Annotated in this window: 18 protein-coding genes; 2 read left to right on the top strand and 16 right to left on the bottom strand. The window is 72.4% G+C overall.

Annotation, left to right across the window (positions count from 1 at the left end):
- The first annotated feature begins 50 nt into the window (after positions 1 to 50).
- Positions 51 to 1,013: an alpha/beta hydrolase gene (locus VFW79_RS09195; RefSeq protein ID WP_329677010.1), complete on the top strand. Its 963-nt coding sequence runs from the start codon at positions 51 to 53 to the stop codon at positions 1,011 to 1,013.
- A gap of 11 nt (positions 1,014 to 1,024) precedes the next feature.
- On the opposite strand, the gene VFW79_RS09190 is transcribed toward VFW79_RS09195, so the two are convergent.
- The 13 genes from VFW79_RS09190 to VFW79_RS09130 all read right to left on the bottom strand — a co-directional run bounded on the left by VFW79_RS09190 (position 1,025) and on the right by VFW79_RS09130 (position 16,231).
- Complete coding sequence (locus VFW79_RS09190) at positions 1,025 to 1,642, bottom strand: hypothetical protein (protein ID WP_329677009.1); 618 nt, start codon at positions 1,640 to 1,642, stop codon at positions 1,025 to 1,027.
- On the bottom strand, positions 1,639 to 2,214 hold the full coding sequence (locus VFW79_RS09185) for a hypothetical protein (RefSeq protein WP_329677008.1): 576 nt from the start codon (positions 2,212 to 2,214) through the stop codon (positions 1,639 to 1,641). Before VFW79_RS09185 ends, VFW79_RS09190 begins: the two co-directional genes overlap by 4 nt.
- A gap of 72 nt (positions 2,215 to 2,286) precedes the next feature.
- Positions 2,287 to 2,790 (bottom strand): hypothetical protein, encoded by a 504-nt coding sequence (locus VFW79_RS09180; protein ID WP_329677007.1) that lies wholly within the window; start codon positions 2,788 to 2,790, stop codon positions 2,287 to 2,289.
- 137 nt (positions 2,791 to 2,927) lie between these two features.
- Complete coding sequence (locus VFW79_RS09175) at positions 2,928 to 3,479, bottom strand: hypothetical protein (RefSeq protein ID WP_329677006.1); 552 nt, start codon at positions 3,477 to 3,479, stop codon at positions 2,928 to 2,930.
- Positions 3,476 to 4,096, bottom strand: coding sequence for a hypothetical protein (locus VFW79_RS09170; protein WP_329677005.1), 621 nt, complete (start codon positions 4,094 to 4,096; stop codon positions 3,476 to 3,478). The genes VFW79_RS09175 and VFW79_RS09170 overlap by 4 nt, the downstream gene beginning before the upstream one ends.
- Positions 4,097 to 4,136: 40 nt before the next feature.
- Complete coding sequence (locus tag VFW79_RS09165) at positions 4,137 to 5,624, bottom strand: hypothetical protein (RefSeq protein WP_329677004.1); 1,488 nt, start codon at positions 5,622 to 5,624, stop codon at positions 4,137 to 4,139.
- Positions 5,621 to 5,911 carry a hypothetical protein gene (locus VFW79_RS09160; protein ID WP_329677003.1) on the bottom strand — a complete coding sequence of 97 codons (291 nt, stop codon included), beginning with the start codon at positions 5,909 to 5,911 and terminating at the stop codon, positions 5,621 to 5,623. Before VFW79_RS09160 ends, VFW79_RS09165 begins: the two co-directional genes overlap by 4 nt.
- A gap of 76 nt (positions 5,912 to 5,987) precedes the next feature.
- Complete coding sequence (locus tag VFW79_RS09155; protein ID WP_291799489.1) at positions 5,988 to 6,284, bottom strand: WXG100 family type VII secretion target; 297 nt, start codon at positions 6,282 to 6,284, stop codon at positions 5,988 to 5,990.
- 163 nt (positions 6,285 to 6,447) lie between these two features.
- Positions 6,448 to 10,851: an FtsK/SpoIIIE domain-containing protein gene (locus tag VFW79_RS09150; protein ID WP_329677002.1), complete on the bottom strand. Its 4,404-nt coding sequence runs from the start codon at positions 10,849 to 10,851 to the stop codon at positions 6,448 to 6,450.
- A 94-nt stretch (positions 10,852 to 10,945) separates the two neighbouring features.
- Positions 10,946 to 11,773, bottom strand: coding sequence for a putative protein N(5)-glutamine methyltransferase (locus VFW79_RS09145; protein WP_329677001.1), 828 nt, complete (start codon positions 11,771 to 11,773; stop codon positions 10,946 to 10,948).
- Positions 11,773 to 12,813 (bottom strand): hypothetical protein, encoded by a 1,041-nt coding sequence (locus VFW79_RS09140; protein WP_329677000.1) that lies wholly within the window; start codon positions 12,811 to 12,813, stop codon positions 11,773 to 11,775. Before VFW79_RS09140 ends, VFW79_RS09145 begins: the two co-directional genes overlap by 1 nt.
- A 191-nt stretch (positions 12,814 to 13,004) precedes the next feature.
- Positions 13,005 to 13,301: an MTH1187 family thiamine-binding protein gene (locus VFW79_RS09135; RefSeq protein WP_109131617.1), complete on the bottom strand. Its 297-nt coding sequence runs from the start codon at positions 13,299 to 13,301 to the stop codon at positions 13,005 to 13,007.
- Complete coding sequence (locus VFW79_RS09130; protein ID WP_329676999.1) at positions 13,301 to 16,231, bottom strand: FAD-binding and (Fe-S)-binding domain-containing protein; 2,931 nt, start codon at positions 16,229 to 16,231, stop codon at positions 13,301 to 13,303. The genes VFW79_RS09135 and VFW79_RS09130 overlap by 1 nt, the downstream gene beginning before the upstream one ends.
- 120 nt (positions 16,232 to 16,351) lie before the next feature.
- On the opposite strand from VFW79_RS09130, the gene VFW79_RS09125 reads away from it, so the two are divergent.
- Complete coding sequence (locus tag VFW79_RS09125; RefSeq protein WP_329676998.1) at positions 16,352 to 16,903, top strand: DUF3806 domain-containing protein; 552 nt, start codon at positions 16,352 to 16,354, stop codon at positions 16,901 to 16,903.
- Positions 16,904 to 16,928: 25 nt separating this feature from the next.
- Here the strand turns inward: VFW79_RS09125 and VFW79_RS09120 are convergent, their stop codons facing one another.
- From VFW79_RS09120 to VFW79_RS09110, 3 genes are read right to left on the bottom strand one after another with little or no spacing between them, the layout of a single operon-like run.
- Complete coding sequence (locus VFW79_RS09120; protein WP_329676997.1) at positions 16,929 to 18,563, bottom strand: glycoside hydrolase family 66 protein; 1,635 nt, start codon at positions 18,561 to 18,563, stop codon at positions 16,929 to 16,931.
- Positions 18,554 to 19,651, bottom strand: coding sequence for a glycoside hydrolase family 15 protein (locus VFW79_RS09115; protein ID WP_329676996.1), 1,098 nt, complete (start codon positions 19,649 to 19,651; stop codon positions 18,554 to 18,556). Before VFW79_RS09115 ends, VFW79_RS09120 begins: the two co-directional genes overlap by 10 nt.
- Positions 19,651 to 20,493, bottom strand: a complete 843-nt coding sequence (locus VFW79_RS09110) for a carbohydrate ABC transporter permease (protein ID WP_329676995.1) — start codon at positions 20,491 to 20,493, stop codon at positions 19,651 to 19,653. The genes VFW79_RS09115 and VFW79_RS09110 overlap by 1 nt, the downstream gene beginning before the upstream one ends.
- Position 20,494 lies beyond the last annotated feature (1 nt).

Genomic DNA, 20,494 nt, shown 5'->3' with positions numbered 1-20,494 from the left:
CCCCCCCGCGGCAGCCAGTTCGGCAAGATCGTCCTCGAGGTGTGACTGCGGTGACGGGTCGGTGGAAGCAGGACGTCCTCGGGCCGGACTATCGCGTCCGCACCCTCGAGCTCGCACCCGACGACGAGGGTGAGGTCGTCGCAAGCCTCGTGCGGTACGCGCCGCCGACCGACGAGCCGGTGCGCCCAGCGCGCGGTGTGCTCTACGTGCACGGCTGGTCCGACTACTTCTTCCAGACCGAGCTCGCCGAGTACTGGCATGCCCGCGGCATCGCGTTCTACGCGCTCGACCTGCGCAAGTACGGCCGCAGCCTGTGCGAGCACCAGACACCCGGGTACATCGAGGATCTCGAGACGTACGACGAGGAGATCGACGCGGCGTTCACGCAGATGCGCCGCGACCTCGGCCGCTACGCGCACCTGACCTTCATGGGCCACTCGACCGGCGGCCTCATCGCCGCCCTGTGGGCCGACCGTCATCCCGGCGCGGTCCGCGCGCTCGTGCTCAACAGCCCCTGGCTCGAGCTGCAGGGCTCATCCGTCGCGCGGCACGTGTCGAGCCCCGCGATCGCGCAGCTCGCGCGGTTCCAGCCCAAGACCGCCATGCCCAACATCGACCCCGGCTACTACGCGCGCACGCTGCGCAAGGCCGACGGCGGCGAGTGGGACTACGACGACCGCTGGCGGCCGAGCCCCGCGTTCCCGGTCCGGGCCGGCTGGCTGCGTGCGGTCATCGCCGGTCATGCCCGGGTCGCCCGCGGGCTCGACATCGACGCGCCGATCCTCATGCTCGCGTCGGCCCGCACGCTCATCAGCCCGCGCTGGAACGAGGACATGCGCTCGTCCGACGTCGTCCTCGACGTCGAGCTCCTCGCCCGCCGCGCCGTGCAGCTCGGGCCGATCGTGACGGTCGTCCGGATCGCCGGCGGCATGCACGACCTCACGCTGTCGCCCCGGCCCGCGCGCGAGCGGTTCTACGCCGAGATCAGCCGGTGGTCGGTCGCGTACACGTGAGCTGCGCGCGCTCAGCGCTCGTCGCGCGCGGAACGCATGGTCGCGACCAGCCCGCGGACCTGCGCCGCACCGGCAGGCAAGACGCCTCCTGACGGCCGCGAGCAGGGCACCAGCACCAGCGTGGCGTGCGCCACCGTGCTCACGACGACGGCCGGTCGGGCGCTCGACGCCGCTTGCCCCGAACCCTCGGTGATCGACGCGACGGCCTGCCACGGCAACGACAGCACCTCGTGCGGCGCCCGACCGCCGCGCCACAGCCCCACCCCGGCCTCCGACCATGCGAGGGTGCACCGGGTTCCGCCGGCCAGGCTCATCCCCCGCTCCCATACCCCCTGCGTGACCAGCTCACGACCGAGCGACTCGTCCGCCCACACCTCGTGCAGCGACCAGCCCGGCCGCAACCCCGCCAGGACGCGATGACGCGAACGCCCCCGACGCACGAACCACCCGAACACGACACCGATCAGCACGAGCACGCCCGCCGCCATCAGCGCGACCAGCACCGGGTCGACCCGGTCGCGGTCACGCAGCAGCCGCAGCCACTCGGCGACGACGAGCAGACCGACCCCGACGGTGCTCAGCACCGTCGCCAGGACTGCCCCGGTGCGGGGGCGCTTGCCGGCGGTCACGACTGACCCGCGCCCGCAACGTACGAGAGGCTGAGCGCCGTCGAGGTCGCCGCGGTGTCGCCCCCGCACAGCACGCTGTAGAAACCGTCCTCGGCGCCCACGAAGCACTCCGCGACAGAGCCGTCTGGCAGGTCGAGCTCATCCGTCATGAAATCGCCGTTCTCCGTGGGTATCAGCGGCAACGACGAGGCGAACCTGACCCCATACGCCTCCTCCAGCGCGGACGCCACGGCATGCCATGCGTCGACCTCATGACCGGCGTATTCCAGACGTGCCTCTCGCGCGTCTCGCTGCCCGGACGTCATGAGCAACGCCGCCACCGCGACCGACACGCCAGCCACCCCGAGCGTCCAGCCGATCGCTCGCCATGGCATCTTCCTTCTGTCATCGGCACTCCCGATGTAGCGAAGGATCACCACGACGAACGCCACCATCGAGACGCAGACCACGACCAGCGCTGCCGCTGCGACGGGACTGGTGGAATACGGCGCTGGCTCTGGCGTCAGGTCAGGCAGCGGGACGAGCGCGGACAACGCTCCCCCATCGCGCATCCCCACGAGCTCGAACAGCACACGATCAGGCATCAGGTGTCCACCGTCGTGCGCCTCGCGGACCGGCTCGACGCTCCTGCCCGCGTGCCGAGGTCATGAAGCCTGGGCCGGACTGACGGACGCGGCGATGGCGTCGAAGAGCTCGAGCAGCCCCTCGCGGAGCTCCAGCAACGGGCTCGAGAAGCTCAGCTGCATCAGGCCGTGCGCGTCGGTCGGATCGAGCCAGTAGTCGACCACGAGAAGCGTGACGTCCGAGCCCCCGATCGACGCATCGCCCTGCCGTCTGCTCACCCGGCGCAGGACCGGGCCGAGCAGGCCGTGTGCGATCTCGATCTCGTCGTCCTGCTGCTGCGAAGCCCGCAGGAGCCGGGCCAGCTCCTCGGCGCCGCGGTCATCCAGGGCCGCACCCGGCACGCGGTACATGGTGAGCGTGGCGGGCACGGGGATCCCGTCGGCCCGCATGAGCGACACCGCCATGATCCGACCGCCGGCGCGAGCTGCGTCGTCGGCCGCGCGCCCGAGCTGGGACCGCAGATCGCCACGAAGCGACGCCCGGCTGTCGTCGCGACCGACCTGCCGCTCGACGAGTGCACTCACTGAGCGACGGCGAGCCGCCTCGTCGCGCAGGTCCACCGTCCACCACGACTCCGGGAGCAAGAACCCCAGCGAGTCGATGCGCGGCCGACGAGCTCCCGACGTCCCACGTCCGTTCTGGTCTGGCGGCGGCGCGACGCTCACGGCGCAGCAGTCGGGTCAGCGAGCGGCAGCGGCGTCGACTCGCCAGGGTCATGGGGATTCCCGCAACGGATCTCGTAGGTCTCGTCGGTCACCACCAGACAGTCCTGTCGGAGTGTGCCGTCTGCCATGGTCAGGTCCACCGCGCCGTACTCGCCGTCCTGCGTCGGAACGTTCCACTGCCGGCCGATGACGACGCCGTACTGAGCCTCGAGCTGGGTGATGACCCGGGTTTGCGCCTCGTCCACCCGCGTGTAGTACGCGTGAAGTCGCTCCATGGCCTGGCTCTTGCCCGTCTCGATGAGCACGATCCCCGCCGCGATGGGAACGACCATCAGCACGAGCGTGAAGACGAACGGGCCCCACAGGCTTCCGCCCGCGGCGGCACGGCGGCGCACACCGAGCACCTGCGCGGTGAACACGATGACTCCGACGGCACCCAGGACGAGCAGGGCGGCGGCAAGGGGCGTCGTCCGGTAGAGCTCCGGCACCGGCCCGAGATCCGCGACCGGGATCGTGCCACTCAGCAGCACTCCGCTGAGCGGGATCATGCGTCGAGAGGAGGTCCGACGACCACCGTGATCGTCTCGGCAACCACCCGAGCCACGTCCCTGAGCGCGTCGAGCAGGTCCGACTCGAAGGTCCGCAGCTCGAGGCACAGGACGTCCGAGCAACCGGGAGGGAACACTGTGATGTCAACCCGCGTCTGGACCGGCTCGGGGCGCGGAGGGCGACCGAAGAGGCGCGGGTGGTGCTCTGCCAGCACCGTCACAGCGCCGATCGCTGGACCGGCCGGCACCGTCAACACCTCGACCGCGCGGTCGAACACCTTGAAGCCGCGCTGGGGCGTGAAGGCCTTCGCCCGCTCCAGCATCAGGTCCCATGACGCGTCCTCGTCGAGCGGTCCGGTCAACAGCTCGAGCTGAGCCGTCGCGAGCGACACACCGATCGAGCGGTCCGGGACCCACAACGCAGCGACGAAGAACACCCCGCCAAGCTGGCACAGCGTGTCGAGCCCGTTCACCGCGTGGCGGACGAGCTCCTGCGCCGCGGGCCCGTCAGCGGCCATCTCGGCGAGCTCGTCCTCCCGCGACGGCCCCTCGCCCACATGCCACTTCACCCAGTCCGTGGGAAAGCCGATGGTGTACGACGTCACAGTTCCCGGCACGATCAAACCCTTCGTGGTGAGGCTGGAGTCTCGAGGTCGACTAGTTCAGCCCGAGCGCATCTACTGCCGACGGCGCGAACGTGTCTGAGACCCACGCGACGCAACCCATCCCCATGACGTACTTGTCGGCGCCGGCGACCCCCGCCGCGACACCGACGGCAACGTTCGACATCGTCACAGCGTGGGAGTACTCGCTGGAGAACGTCCGCAGGCCAGCGGCCACAGTGTCCAACGCGACGAGACTCTCGACGGCACGCGACTCGCCGGTGAGGGCGGCGACCGCCGCCGAAGGACCAGCGTGGAGGGCGGCGCGGACCCCCGCACCACCTGCCGTGAACGCGTCGCCCCAACTGGCGTACGCCCCCGGGGTGCGGGTGAGCGCGCCTGCGACGCTGCTGCCGAGGTCTTTGACAACAGTGCCGGGCCGCAGCACCGCGAGCATCTCGCGAATCCCCTGCGGGCTCGTCAGCGCAGCCGTCTCGCTGGCCATGCCGCGCGCGGCCACGCGTGTGATCGAGCTGGAACCCACGCCGGCCATCTCGTCGATGGCGGTCACGGCGCTGCGCGCCGTGGACAGCCCGCGAGCGCCTCGAGCCACCGGGCTGAACGCGGCCGCCGAACCGGCGGCCAGCCGGGCAGAGCCGAACGCACCCCTGGCGCCCATCTTCAGAGCGACACCCGCGACCCGACCCGCCCCGAACGTCGCCAGACCGAGCACGCCGAGGGCAACGGACTTCCAGTCTCCCTCCCCGGCGATCAGGAGGGCGATGTCGGCGACGAGCGCCACGGCTCCGGCGATCACCGCGACCGCCGCGAGCGCCTCGCCGAGGACCGGCACCCATGCCAGGACGAGGGCCGCTACGCCCGCGACGCTGGCGATCATCCCGGCCACGCTGGACACGGCGTGCGCGACCTTGGAGCCCCAGTTGTCCCACCAGCCGTCGTTGAGGTCGTCCGACCCCGTGGAGGCCTCGATCGCGTCGATCGCCCGCCGGGCGGCCTGATCGCGCAGCGCCACCGCCTCCTCGAGGTCGCCGCGAGCCCTGCTCAGGCTGGCGTCTGCTTCATCCCGGCTGGTGCGGGCTCGGTGGAGCCGCGTCTGGTGGACGGTCCGCTCGGCCTCGTCGACGGCGTCGTCGAGAGCTCGCGCCGACGTCCTGACCTGGGCACTCGCGTGGTCCAGCGCCTGCTGCGCGCTCTGCGCGGCATGCAGCGCCTGGAGGGAGCCCTCCTGGGCGCGGCTGAGCTCCTGCGCGTAGGCGACGAGCGCGTCGCCGACGTCCCGGTAGCGGCCGTGGGCCGTCGTGATCTCCGCGGCGACCTTCGCGCTGGCATCACGGATCGTGTCGACGGCGTCGGAGACGGCCCCGGCCGCGGATGTGCTCGTGAGGTCACCCAGGAGGCTGGCTGCTGACGAGATCTTGTCGGCGACATCTCGGTAGCGCAGACCGCCCGACAGCACCGCCTGGGGGTCGCCGGGCACCGGATCCACGGCAGCGAGGGGAAACCACGAGTACGGGCGGGTCACGACTGGCCCTTCAGTGCCGCGGCGAAGTCCCGGTCCAGACCCTCGAACCCGTCGCTGACACCCGCGCAGGACTCAGCGAGTGACGCGACCGAGTCGACGAGCTTGGCCCGGCGGTCATCCCACCCGTGCGCGAAGTCCCTGACGCACGCGGCGAGGCCCGCGTGTCCGACGGCATCAGCGACGTCGTCGCTGTTGGCGTTGGCGTCGTTGAACTCCTGCGCCACCACGCGCAAGGACGCCCCCGCGTCGCGCAGCGCCACGGTGTCGAGCTTCAGCCGGTCGGCCATCCGTCATCCCCTGTTCTCGTGCGGACGCCGTGAAGCCCGCGGTCGAGGACCGCGGGCGCCACGGGTGTGGTCGAGATCAGCCGCGCAGGCCGGAGGCGAGCTGGGTGTCCGCGTCCTCGAGGGTCGTGGCGGCGGTGCGCAGGTACTGGCCGAGGTTCGTCAGGGCGGCGACGGTGTCCGTGGCGCCCTGCGTGAACTGGCGGTAGGACTCACCGAACGCGACCGACGCCTGGTCGGTGACGAAGCCCGACGAGATGAGGGACTCGATGAAGCCCTTGAGCTCGTTGAGCTTCGTGGTGATCTCGTCCTGACCCGTGGTCAGTCGCGTCGCCGCGTCACGCATCTCCTGGTATGCGACGTTCAAGTTCGCCATGTGATCCTCCGTGTGTCGAGTCCAGCCCCCGCAAGGGACGCGCCGCTGCGCAAGGTGACGGGCGTGCCGCCGCAGCGACCCTAGCGAAGTCCGGCGACCGATATGTGCTGTTCCACAGGGTTCATTCATTTGCCGCACACGCGTGTTCGCCCAGGTCAGTGGCTCAACCGGCCACGGGAACCTGCACGCGTCGGGTCTTCCCCGACTCGACCACGACCCCGCGTCCGGGTGGGAACTCCGCTCGCGCCATCCGCGCGAAGGGCGTGCGGAACAGCGCGTCGCCGTCGAGATGGTCCGGCTGGAGCACCAGTCCGCGTCGACCGTTGCGCACCTCGGACACGAGCGGCCACGCCGAACCCCAGGTGCTCGTCTCGGACTCGGCGAGCACGAGGTGGTCGGCGCGACGAGCCGCCTTGACTGCCTCGGTGAGCGCCTGCTCCGCCGGCCCGCCGAGGAAGTCGGTGATCGACTCGATCACGAGCGCGATGCCCATGCCGCCCACGGGCGGCTCGGTGAGGTCCGGCACCAGCGAGCGGGCCAGCGCCGTGACCTCGTCGACCGTCACCGCCACGTCGGTCCACACCCCCGCGGCGTGCACCGGCGAACGCCGGTTGCCGACGTAGTACAGACGCCCTCCCGGGGCGAACGTCCGGAGCGAGGCCGCGAGCGAGCCGAGGACGGTCGTACGCCCGCTGCCCGGCAGCCCGGCGAGCAGGAAGGTGCCGTGGGGCTCGAACCCGATCGGTTCGAGCGTGTCGTCGGCGACGCCGAGCACGGGCATCCCGCCGACCGTCGCGGGCAACGACCCCCGCTCGATGAACGACGCGAGCCGCCGGACCGGGGGCGCCTCGGCCGCACCGGCCGCACGCAGCCGCGCCGCGAGCCGATCGAGGTGCTGCGCCTGCTCGGCCGGGTTGGTCGAGCCGCCGAGGACCGCGACCTGCAGCTCCTCCGTCGTGCCGCCGAGCACCCCGCGCCCAGGCGCGGACTGCGGGCCGAGCACGTCCTTGGGGACGTCGAGCACTCCGTAGGCGTTCTCGTCGGCCTGCCGCAGCACGAGGCGACGCTGCACGCTGCCCGCGAGGGAGGTCGGCAACGCCCCAGGCCGCTCGGCCGACATCGCCACGTGCACGCCGAGCGGGCGGCCCTCGGCGACGACCCGCTGGAACGCCCCGAACACCGCCGCGCGGCCGACCTCCGACTCGTAGGCGTCCCGGAACGCGCTGAGCCCGTCGAGCAGGAGCAGGATGCGCGGCTCGTCGGACCGACCGGTCAGCTGCCGATACTCCCCGATCGTGCCGGCACGCGCCTGGGCGTAGCGCGCCGAGCGCTCCTCGAGCGTCTCGCGGAGCTGGCGCAGCAGTCGCGCGACGCGCTCGTGGTCGCTGCCGTCGACGACCGAGCCGACGTGCGGCAGGCACTCGAGCATCGCGAGCCCGCCGGCACCGAAGTCGAGCCCGTAGACGTGCACCGGCCCGCCATCGGCGGCGAGACCGGAGTCGGCCAGCCCGGCGTCGGCAGCGAGCGTGCGCAGGGTCGTGGACTTACCCGATCCACCCGTGCCGAACACGACGATGCTCCCGTCGTCGGGCCGGTAGTGCAGCGTCCGGTGCTCCTGGCGCGCGGGCACGTCGACGACGCCGAGCACGAGCTGCGCGTCGGTCTGCGTGCCGAGCGTCCCGATGTCGTACACGGCCGCCAGCTCCGGGAGCCACGGTCGCCGAGGCGCGGGCACGCCCGCGAGGCGCGCTGCCGCCGCGATCGACTGCACGGTCCGGGCGATGTCGGTCGGACCGCTGTCGTCGGGTCCGGGACCCGCGGCGGGGTCGAGCGGGACGTCCCAGGGTTCGCCCGGGCCGAACGCGAGCGACTCGAGCGTCACGGCAGCCTTCACGGGCGCGCTGTCGAACCGTCCACCGGCATAGCCCGTCTGGAACATCGCGATCCGCCCCGGGCCGGTCCGCACCGCACCCCGTCCCGGGACGCGCGGGTCGAACTCGGCGGCGAGCGGCGAGCCGAGCACGTCCGCGGAGTCGTGCTCGTCGGCCATGCGGAGGGCGATGCGCAGGTTCGTGTTCGCCCGCAGGTTGTCCTTGATGACGCCGGCCGGACGCTGGGTCGCGAGGATGAGGTGCAGGCCGAGCGAACGGCCACGCTGCGCGACGTCGACGACCCCGTCGACGAACTCGGGGACCTCCTTGGCCAGGGCGGCGAACTCGTCCACGACGATCACGAGCGCCGGCGGCGCCTCCGGGTCGCCGATGCGCTCGAGCGCGAGCAGGTCCTTGGCCTTCTTGCGGTTGAGAAGGTGCTCCCGACGACGCAGCTCGGCGCGGAGCGAGGTCAGCGCCCGCCGCACCAGGTGCGGCGAGAGGTCGGTCACGAGCCCCACCGTGTGCGGGAGGTTCACGCAGTCCGCGAAAGCCGCGCCGCCCTTGTAGTCGACGAAGAGGAACGACACGCGGTCGGGGCTGTGCGCCGCGGCCATCCCGAGCACCCACGTCTGGAGGAACTCGCTCTTACCCGCACCCGTGGTGCCGCCGACGAGCGCGTGCGGACCCTGCGTACGCAGGTCGAGCATGAACTCGCGGTCCGAGCCCTGACCCACCAGGGCCCGCAGCGTCGCGTCGTGCTGACGGCGGACGGGCAGCCCGCCCGTGCGGTCGACGAGCGAGCCCGTCTCGCGCCACCGCTCGACGACTGCCGTCGGGTCGGACGCGATCTCGGGGCCCGCGAGCGCGAGGTACGAGACCGAGCGCGGGACGTCGGACTCGTCCAGCACGGGGGCGCCGGCATCCACGACGGCTGCGAGGCGTCGGCCGAGCTGCTCGGCGATCCGCAGGTCGAGCGGCTCGCACAGCACCTCGGTCCACGCGCCGTCGGGCACGAGGCCGACCCGGGCGGTGACGCCGGCGTCGGCGGAGATGAACACCCGGCACACCGCCGGCAGCTGCTCGACGCGGCTCGCGCACCACAGCACGTGGACCCCGGACGCGGGGCCCTCCTCGGCGAGGCGCACCAGCCGGCCGCGCTCGACGGGGGCGTCGTCCTCGACGACCAGGACGACCGCCGGGAGGGGTGCCTCCGCGCTGCGCCCCGCGGCGCGACGTGTTGCCACGAGCTCCTCGAGACGCGTGACCAGCGCGAGAGCGGCCGCAGGGCTCGACGCGAGATGGTGCCCGCCGAGCGGGCTGTGCGCGGAGGCGACGTGCGGGAGCCACTTGAGCCAGTCCCAGCGGGGGCTGCTCTCGCTCGAGGCGATCGCCGTCAGGACGAGCTCGGCCGGCGAGTGCATGCACACGAGCTGCGCGACGAGCCCCCGCGCGATGTCGTCGACGAGGTCGCGGTCGCCGGCCACACCGACGGCACCCGCAGCACGCAGGTCGACGAGGACGGGCACCCCGGACACGTCGGCGAAGCGGTCGCGGACGCCTTCGAGCTCGGTCCAGAACTCCGCGACGGACCTGCCGCGCGGCGGCATCGTCAGCGTCGTGCGTGAGGGCGCGGACCCTGTGCCGACCCGCAGCGTGAGGAAGCTCGCGTGCTCGGGCCGCCTCGACCACAGCAGCGGCGACAGGTCGACCGCGGCCGCGAACGCCTCGGCTGTCGACGAGACCTCCTCGAGGCGTACCCGCCGCTCCTCGTCCTGTCCCGCCGACAGCTCATCGACCAGCCGGTCCAGCGCGACCCGGAACTCCGCGGTCTGCGTCGCGAGGCGCTTGCGGTCCGTGAACCTCTTGTCGAGGTACGTGCCGATCATCAGCAGCGGGCTGAGCGCGACGAAGACGAGGCTGAGGGGGTTGCGCGTCGCCGCGAAGAGCACCGCGCCCATGACGAGCGGCGCGATCAGGGCGATGGTCGGGAACCGTCCAGGGGTGAGCGCGTCGGGCGGTGCCGGCGCCTCGACCTGACGGCTCGGGTGGACGGGCACGATCCGCGGCGACCGGTTGAACGGGATCGTCACCCCGGACGGTCCCCTGGGTCCGACCGTCTCGAGCCGGGTCACCTTGAGGACGGACTCGCCGATCACCGCGACGTCGGCAGGCCCGAGCACGGCCCGCTGGACCGCACCGCCGCCCACGTACACACCGTTCGCGGATCCGGCGTCCACGATCTCGACGACCTCCGACACGACGATCCGGGCATGCAGCTTCGACACCAGGAAGTCGCTCAGGCGCAGGGTGGCGCCCGACCCCCGACCGACCGTGCTCACGCCGGCCGGGAGGTCGACCCGGCGTCCGGCGTCGGGCCCGGCGAGGACGTCGACCCGCGCGGCGGCGAGGAGGCGGCCGTCGTTCGACTCCGCCGGCCCGAGGGCGATGACCGATCCGGCGCGCAGGCCGGCCTCGGCGAGACCCGAGCCGCGCTCAAGCGCATGCCACGGACCACCCTCGGGTGGCGTCAGGCGCAAGGTCTGGTCGAGCGTCGGGGGCAGCTGGCGGCCGCTCGCTGACTCTGCGCGCGCGAGCGCGTCTGCGACATCACCGACGGACGCACCGACGTCGGTCGTGACGACGACGTCGGAGGTCTCGCCGCTCGACCGGCGCAGGGTCAGCCTCGTCCGCACGCGCGCTCCGTCCGCCGGATGCCGTCACGGTCGCGGGGGTGCACCGGTCGCAGCGGGCCGAGTATGTCAGGGGGCGACGTCGTCGGGGGGCCGGTTACGCCGGCGCGATCCCGTCGGGCCACGTCCCCACGACGACCGTCCCGTCGAGCTCGTCGTCGCTCACGACCCGTGCCACCAGGCCGGCATCCACGAGGAGCTGCGCGGTCCGTGGCGCCTGGCGCTCGCTCGTCTCGATCAGCACGTGGCCGCCGGGGGCGAGCCACCGGGGCGCCGCCTGGGCCACGCGTCGATGCAGGTCGAGCCCGTCGGCACCACCGTCGAGCGCGGTCTGCGGCTCGTGGAGGCGCGCCTCGGGAGGCATCAGCCGGATCTCGTCGGTGGGGACGTACGGCGCGTTCGCGACGAGGACGTCGACCCGGCCTCTCAGCGCGACGGGCAGCGGTGCGTCCAGGTCCCCCTCGTGCACGTGGCCGCGGGGTCCGACGACGTTGCGGCGAGCGCACCGCACCGCGGCCGGGTCGAGATCCGCGGCGTGCACCTCGACCCCGTCGAGCGCTGCCAGGAGCGCGGCGCCCACTGCTCCCGAGCCGCAGCACAGGTCGACGACCACGACCGGGGCGCCGTCGCGTCCCGCACCCACGGGGGCCACGGCAATGGCCTGTCGGACCAGGAGCTCGGTCCGCCGACGTGGGACGAAGACGCCGGGATCCACGAGGACCCGCAGCCCGCAGAACTCGGCCCAGCCGACGATCTGCTCGAGCGGCAGGCCCTGGACACGTCGGTCGACCATGTCGGTGAGCTCGGCGGGCGTCCGCGCCGCACCCACCAGCACATCCGCCTCGTCCTCGGCGAAGACGCAGCCGGCGGCCCGGAGCAGGGCCACGACGTCGGACGGCGTGAGGGGGTCGGGCGAGCCGGACATCAGCGGGCGCCCGCGGCCTCCGCGAGCGTGGGCCCGCCGTCGCCGAGCCGCCACGCCCGCCAACCGTCGACGGTGCCCTCGGTGTTCGCGGCATCGGCCGCGGCATCGTCGGGGCTCGCATGGACGCGACCGTCGGGCAGCTCGATGAGCCCGTCGTTCCGGAGGGTCGCGTGCAGCCGCTGACCGCGCCGCTCGCGGAACCACACCAGGGCGACGATCGCATCGTGGCCCTGGGCGAGCTCGGCCAGCGCGGGCACCGCAGCGGGAGCCGGCAGGACGTCGGCGGTCCAGCCGCCACCGAAGTCCGCCGGCGGCGGCGGTGCGGCCGGGACGGCGGGCGTCGGCGCGGTGACGGGGTTCCGGGCGTGGCTCGCGGCGGTCGGTGCCGGCACGGGCGTCGACGCCAGGTCGTCAGCGGGTGCAGCGTGGTGCCGGACGCGCCGCACCGAGGAAGGCTCGACGGTACGACGCGCGGGCTGACGGAGCACGAGCGGGGAGACGTCCACGTAGCGCCGACCGTCGACGCCTCGGACGACGCCGATCTGCAGGACCTCGACCTGGCGGCCGGGCTCCCGCAGGAACGCGACGGCGTCCATGACCTGGGGATCGACCTCGGCGCACACGAGCAGCAGCCGCGCGCCGGGAAGCGGACCCGTCTGCGCGGCGCTCAGCGGGGCCTCGTCGCGGAAGTCCCGGAAGTCGGCGTCGAACATGTCGGCGCCACCCTCGTAGGTCCGCAGCAGGTCGGCGCGGCTCAGGCGCGCGGCGTTGCCGGCGTGCTGCAGGGCCCGGACCAGGCCGTCGCCGTCGAGGATCTGCACGACGTCGACGACGACGGGTCGGCCCGTGGTGTCGAGCGCGAGCAGGTGCGGGCCGGGGGCGTCGCCGTGCCGCAGGCGGACGGGGAAGAGCTTCTCACCGAGGAGCGACGCGAGGTGCTCGGCGACGAGCGCGCTGCTGTCGGCCGCGAACGTTCCCGGGGCAGGCTGCATCGGCTGAACGAGGACAGGGTGGCCCTCATCGAGCTCGAAGATCGGCATGCGTTCCCGCTTCCTGGTGGCGCGGCGCGGCGCTGGGGGCGCCTGGTGGTCGCGGTCTCGTACGTGCCGGGAGCGGACCGGTCCGAAGTCTCCCACGCCTCGCTGTACGGACCTAGGTCCCGTTGGACCGTCAGGGGCACCTGGACCACGGCTCCCCCGTTCGGAGCAGGCGGCCGTCACCCGAACGGTTGTCACTCCGCGGCGAGCCGGGCCTCGACGCGCTCGACCTTGCCCGTGATCTCGCCCGTGTGACCAGGGCGGATGTCGGCCTTGAGGACGAGGCTCACGCGGTGGCCGTGCCGCCCGACCGCCTCCGTGGCACGGCGGACGACGTCCATGCACTCGTCCCACTCGCCCTCGATGGTCGTGAACATCGAGTCGGTGCGGTTCGGCAGGCCGGACTCGCGGACGATCCGGACGGCGTCGGCGACCGCGTCGGTCACGGACTCGCCCGCACCGAGCGGGGCGACAGAGAAGGCGATGAGCATCAGGCCACTGTGCCACTGGGTGCGACGCCACCGCGAGCGCCACCGCGCTGCGGCAGGTGCGCCGCGAGCAGCTCAGCGAGGTGGACGCCCTGGACGTCGGCGAGCTGGTCGGCCTGCGTGCGGCACGAGAACCCGTCGGCGAGGAACACGTCGCCGGGAGCGGCAGCACGCAGCGCCGGCAGCAGCTCGTGCTCGGCGACGGCCACCGACACGTCGTAGTGGCCCTTCTCCATGCCGAAGTTGCCGGCCAGCCCGCAGCACCCGGCGAGCGTCGAGAACTGCGCACCCGCTGCCGTCAGGAGCGAACGGTCGGCTGTGAAGGTCATCACCGAGTGGTGGTGGCAGTGCGGTTGCACGACGGCGGTGACGTCCGACAGGTCGGGGAGCGTCCAGCGGTCACCCGGGCCGACCGGGGCGGGCGCGGTGAGCAGCTCGGCGAGCGTGCGCGTCTCGCGGGCGACGGCGACGGCGCGCGGGTCGTCCGGGAACAGGTCGCGCAGGTCGGAGCGCAGCACCGCGGTGCACGACGGCTCGAGGCCGACGATCGGGATGCCGTTGACCGCGAACGGGCCGAGCACCCCGAGCAGCTGCGTGAGGCGCTTGCGTGCCCCGTCGAGCTGACCGGTCGTGATCCAGGTCAGCCCGCAGCACGCCTGCTCGTCGGGGACGATGACCTCGTAGCCGGCGGCGGCCAGCACGGCCACCGCGGCGTGCGGGACGGACGGCGCGAGGCTGTCGCTGAACGAGTCGGTCCACAGGACGACCGTGGGCCGCGGCGGTGTGCCGACCGGTGTCACGAGCTTCTGCGCCCCGTCGCGCTTCCACGCGGTGCGGAACGGGGTGGACGCGAACGTGACCATCGACCGGCGCGTGTCCATGCCGCCCGCGGCCAGGACGACCTTGGCGATCGGTCGCACCCCGAGTGCCGTGTTCGCGAGCCACGCGAGTCCGGGGACGGAGGTCACGAGACGGATCCAGCGCGGCAACCAGCCGAGCACGTAGTGCCCCACCGGACGCACCTTCCCGCGATATGTACGGTGCAGCACCTCGGACTTGTACTGCGCCATGTCGACGCCCGCGGGGCAGTCGCTCGAGCACGCCTTGCAGCCCAGGCACAGGTCGAGGGCCTCGTGCACCTCGGGTGACGCCCACCCGCGGCTCACGAGCGTCCCGTTCGCCATCTCCTGCAGCACGCGGGCCCGGCCGCGCGTCGAATCCTTCTCGTCGCGCGTCGCGAGGTACGACGGGCACATGAAGCCGCCGGCCGCCGACGTGTCCGAGCGGCACTTGCCGACCCCGACGCAGCGGTGCACGGCCGTCGTGAAGTCGCCCGCGTCGTGCGGGAACGCGAACCCGCTCGGCGCGGCCGGCAGCGGACGCGCGTGCGGTCGGCGCAGGTCCGCGTCGAGCGGCCGTGGCCGGACGAGGACCCCCGGGTTCAGCAGGTCGTGCGGGTCGAGCAGGTCCTTGAACGCCTCGAACGCCCCGATCGCGGCGGGCGAGTACATGACCGGCAGCAGCTCGCTGCGCGCCCGGCCGTCCCCGTGCTCGCCCGAGAGCGAGCCGCCGTGCGCCGCGACGAGGTGCGCGGCGTCGGTCATGAACGCCCGCAACGGGTTGCCCGACCGCTCGAGCGGGATGTCGAGGCGCAGGTGCACGCAGCCGTCACCGAAGTGCCCGTACGCGAGCCCGTCCACGCCGTGCGACGCCATGAGCGCCTCGAGCTCGCGCAGGTACGCGCCCAGCCGCGCGGGTGGAACGGCCGAGTCCTCGAAGCCGGGCCAGGCCTGCGCGCCCGACGCGGTCCGGCCCGCGAGCCCGGCGCCGTCCGCGCGGATGCGCCACATGGCCGCGGCGTCGGGCCCGGGCGGGAAGATGCCGACCGCGTCGGTCCCGGCGTCGGCCGCGAGCGCGTGCGCGCGTTCGAGGGCCTCGTCGAGCGTCGCGCCGCCGACCTCGACCATCATCCAGCCGCCGCCCGCGGGCAGCGTGGGCACGGCCGAGGCCCCCTGCGCGCGCCGGACGACGTCGACCAGCCGGGCGTCGATGCCCTCGATCGCTAGCGGTGCGTGGGCGAGCAGCGCGGGGACCATGTCGGCCGCCGACGCCATGTCCGGGTAGCCGAGCACGACGAGCACGGGCGCGGCCGGGACCGGCACGAGGTTGACCGTGGCGCCGAGCACCGTCACGACGGTGCCCTCCGTGCCGACGAGCGCCTTCGCGAGGTCCGCGCCGTTCTCGGGGAGCAGGTGCTCGAGCGAGTAGCCGGACACCTGCCGGCCGAACCGGCCGAGCTCGGTGCGCAGCGTCTCCAGGTTCGCCCGGACCAGAGCGTCGAGCCCCGGCACCGGGTCGAGGCCGCGGCCCGCGGTGAACCGGCGACCGAGCCCGTCGATCACGTCGAGGTCCACGACGTTGTCGGCCGTCCGCCCGTACGCGACCGCCCGCGGGCCGCACGCGTTGTTGCCGATCATGCCGCCGAGGGTCGCGCGTGCCTGCGTGGACGGGTCGGGGCCGAAGCGCAGCCCGTGCGGTGCCGCGGCCTTCTGCAGGTCGGTGAGAATCACGCCGGGTTCGACGCGGGCGGTGCGGGCCTCGGGGTCGACCTCGAGGACGCGGTTGACGTGCCGGGACAGGTCGAGGACCACACCCGTCCCGATGGCGTTGCCCGCCACCGACGTCCCGCCGCCGCGCGACGTCACCGGCACATCCGCCGCGCGGGCGACCTCGAGCGCAGCGAGCACGTCGTCGGTGTCCCGAGGGAACACCACGACCTGCGGCACGACGCGGTAGTTGGACGCGTCCGTCGAGTACTCGGCCCGGCGCCGGGACGAGTCGTCGACCGACCCGCGCACCGCGGCGCGCAGGCCCGCGACGAGGTCGGCAGTCGGGGCGTTCTCGGGGCGCGTGGGCTCGGTCACGGTCGACACGCGTGCAGTCTCCCACCGACCGGCCGGTCCGCGGGCGCGTGCCCGAAACCGGGCCGGAGCGCCCAGATTCACCCCGGACTCCGCTGCACTTCACGGCCCGACGAGCCGATAGAAATCATCATGAGCGACACAGGACGGCACGGGCACGACCGCCGGTCTGTCGTGCCCTCACCCCGTGGCACCGCAGTACGCGCCGCCCCAGAGCTGCGTCCCGCGGTGCGCACGCTGGACCCCGCCGAGCTCGTCTGGCTCGCGGAGGCACGCGAGCTGCTGCGCGGCCCCGGCGTCGACCTGACCGACATCGCCTGGCTCGGCGGTCACCTCGACGGGCTCATGACGACGTGGCACCACACCATGCCCTCCCTGCGCTGGGACCCGCTCCCCACCACGACCGCCGTCGGCCTCGCGGTCGGGGACGCCGTGATCGCGCGCGTGCCCGGGCTGGAGTGGGTGTTCGCGTTCGACGCACCGGGGTCCCCGTACGCGCTCGCGCACCCGCGGACCGCGATGGTCGTGGTTCCGGCCGATACCGTCGCGATGCTCTGGCAGCACGGCGCCACTGGTCGGCTGCCCGGACTCGTCGACGAACTCGCGGCGCTGTCCGCGGAGCACGTCATCGAGGAGCACCCGCGGGTGTCCGGCGCGATGCGACTGCTGGGGCGCCGGCGCTAGAAGAGCCGTCACGGCGAGCAGAGGGCTAGAGAGCGCTGGTAGGCAGCAGGATGATGGCCCACGTCGCCAGCGGGGGCAGGTCGTAGGAGGCGTAGGTCTGCCCGGCCGACAGCGCGTCATGTTGGCTGCCGACGCCCTCGGCGCGACCGTCGAGCTCTCGAGGTGAGCCGCCGTCGGAGTCAGGCGTCGCCCAGACCAAGGTCGGGGGTGCCGCCACCGGCGCCAGCCGCAGGGTGATCCCCTGCTGAGTCATGGGGTCGTTCTTGCCCGCGTCCCAGGCCACCTCGTCCTGCCCGACGAGGTTGATGAGGTGGATCACGAGTCCCCGCGACGTCCTGACCACACGCGTCCACACCGTTCCAGCCGCTGCCTTGGTCGAGAAGGTGACCCCGTCCGCGCCGCTGAGCACGATGTCTTCGTTGATGCCGCCGGTGAAGAACTCCGTCACGTCCACCTGCGTCGGGTCGAGCAGCAGGTCGCCGTACCGCACCTGGAAGTCGTACCAGCCGACGAAGAGGTCGAGGCTCGCCTCGGTGATGGTGTGGTTGCGCGGGTAGTACGGATCGGTGAGCACGCTCGAGCTCTCCCCGAGCAGCAGGTGCGTCGCACCGTGGGAGAACACCGTCGCCATCACGAGGGTCGCGCAGGTGTTCGCCCGGTGCTCGTCGTCGGCGTAGCAGGACAGGTATGCCGAGAGGATGGGCGGGTGCTCAGGGCGGTGCGAGCGCGCCGAGGTGGCGAGCTGGCCGAGGTCCTCGAGGGTGGTGTGGGGCGGCCACACCTCGATGTAGGTGGCGTTCTGTGGTGAGCGAGCGGTCGCGTAGGTCGGGAAGTCGTTGACGTTGTTGAACATGAACGGCGTCTGCGGCAGTCGTTCGCGCACGGCAGCGAGGAGCGCGGGGAACGCCTCGGCGAGGTCGACGTGCACCCCGTCCGATCGGAGGGCGAACTTCGGCCAGCCGTACTGGTCCAGGTGGAAGCCCTCGATCCGGGTACCTTCGACGACCGCTGCCAGCTGTTCGAGGTAGTGCCCGAGCCATCGGGGGTCACTCGGGTCGACCAGGACGAGGAAGTCCTCCCCCAGCCGGTAGGGCTCGCCGTCGGGGCGAACGAGCTGTGAGTCCGGCCACGCGGCTCTCTCGTCGCTCCCGATCGCGTACACGGCCGAGTAGCCGAGCGGGACGACACCGGCGCTCGCGAGCTCGACGCACATGGCATCGACGGCCCCGAGGTCGCGCTCCTGGCCGAGCGGATCGAGGTAGCGCTCGGTCGGCGGCAGCAGCTGGGAGTGCCGGTAGGCCCAGTCGTAGAGCTGCGCGAGCGTCAGATGCAGACGCCGATACGTGCGCGCGACCGCTCGGGTGTCGACGTCGTCGGTCAGTGTCACGACGAAGCCGTAGCGCGGTCGCTCGAAGGCGTCGGTGAGCACGTCGACGGCGGTCGTCGCGAGTGAACCGTCGACGCGCAGATCCACGCCGTATCCACCGCGAGGCAAGGCGCCGACGTGAACACGGGTGGTCCCTGCCGGCACGAGCTGCTCGTGCACCCGGGTGGCGATGTGCCACACGGACAGCGCGCCGTCGGCGGGAGTCGGCTCGTCGAGGTCGATCTCGACAGGCTCGCCGTCGCGGAACCACGTGCGGGTCGGGATCAGCTCCATGCCGCGTCCTCCACGTCCGACTGCATGAGCAGGTACTTGGCGTGCGACCAGAGCAGGGGGTCGGCCACCGGACCCCAGCGGTCGATCCACGGCTGGACCGCCGAGGCGTCCTGCGGCTCGTGGAGGGTCTGCTCGGCGAGCCCACCGTCTGCTGCCTGGCGACCCCGCACCCAGCCGACCGCGTGCGCGTGACCGTCCGCATTCCCTGCGAGGCGATCGTGCCACCCGAGCCACGCGGTCAGCAGGAGCCACGGGTTGCCCCCGTAGTAGGTGTCGCCCAGGTACCGACGGATGCCTCCGCTGGGAGACGCGAGGGTGGTGCGGATCCCCTCGATGGTGGCGGCCATCACGGGGTCGTCGTGGTCGACGAGCCTGAACGGGGTGGCCAGCGAGATCAGGCTCGCGTCGAGACGCGCGTCGGACGGCCCCTTCACGAACCGGCCGTCAGACACGCACGACTCACGGATGAACACGAGCACAGCGTCCGCCGTGGCGGCCAGGTCCGGGCGATCCAGCATGTGCGCCGCTGCCTGCAGACCCGCCGCGATGGAGGCAAGGGTCGACGTGTGCCGGCGGTCTCCGAACTCCTCCCAGTAGTCGTAGCAGGGCATCGCCCAGGAGGCGGCGAGATACTCGGCAGCGAGCTCGACCGCGGCACGGAGCGGCCCCGCGTCGGCGCCGGCCAGGTGTGCGCGCAGGGCGAACAGCCACGTGCCGTAGCCGTCGAGCTGGAAGTTGGGCCAGCTCTCGGCGCTGTCAGACTCCGGCATCCCGGTCAGCGTGTAACGCGTGGGCAGCATCAGCTGGGGCTCCGGGTCCTGGCCGGCGCGGAGCATGTTCACCACGTCGAGAATCCTGTCCCGCTGCCGTTCGACAGCATCCGCGGCCCAGCGGTGGAAAGCGTCCGACGACGCGGTCTCGCCGACGGCGTCCATGGCCAGCGCGCAGTAGGCGCCGTCGCGGAGCCACGCGAAGCCGTACTGCGGGAAGTTCGGGCTTGCGATGAATGCGCCGGTCGCCGCCTGGCCGGCCGACAGCACACGGATGCTCGCCATGAGCAGCGGGTCCGTGGAAGGAGTGGTGATCATTAGCCTTTGACTGCTCCTGTGGTCAGGCCAGCGACAAAGAATCGCTGGAACACGATGTAGACGATCAGCACGGGGACGATGGCGATCATCGAGGCGGCAAAGACAAGTCCCCAGCTCGTCGAGTGCTGGCCCTGGAAGAGCGAGATCGCGATCGGCAGGGTTCTGACGTCCGTGTCGTTGAGGACGGTCAACGCCCAGGCGAACTCGTCCCAGGTTCCGAGGAAGGCGAAGATGACGGTGGTCGCGAGCGCGGGACGCGCCAGCGGCAGGGCCAGGCTCCAATAGCGCCGCCACGGGCCTGCGCCGTCGACGATCATCGCCTCGTCGAGCTCGCGTGGGATCGTCTCGAAGAACCCGGCGAGCAAGAACGTGTTGAACCCGAGTGCGGTCCCCACGTAGAACGGGACGAGACCCTGCAGCGAGTTGAGCAGGTGCAGGTCCCGGGCCAGCAGGAACTGCGGGATGATCAGCATCATCGTGGGGATCGCGAGGCCGACGACGATGGCCGTGAACAGGATGCGCTTGCCCGGGAACGTCAACCGGGAGAACGCGTAGGCCATCATCGAGGAGAGCGCCACGATCAGCGCCGTGCTGGCGACCGCCACCATCGCCGAGTTGAGGAAGTAGCGGCCGAAGTTGTTGGCGCCGAGCGCCTGTGCGTAGTTGTCGAGGGTCGGGTTCGACGGGATCAGGTCGAGCGGTGCGCTCAGGACGAGCGAACGCGTCTTGAACGATGTGGACAGCATGTACACGAACGGGTAGACGAGAATGACGGCCGCTACCCCGAGAACGAGATATCGGATCGCATAGTCGATGCGCCTGCGTCGCTGGGAGGTGGTCATT

The sequence above is a fragment of the Cellulomonas sp. genome (assembly GCF_036279715.1).
In the GTDB taxonomy this organism is placed as follows: Bacteria; Actinomycetota; Actinomycetes; order Actinomycetales; family Cellulomonadaceae; genus Cellulomonas_A.
This window is presented reverse-complemented; position numbering and strand designations above follow the sequence as displayed.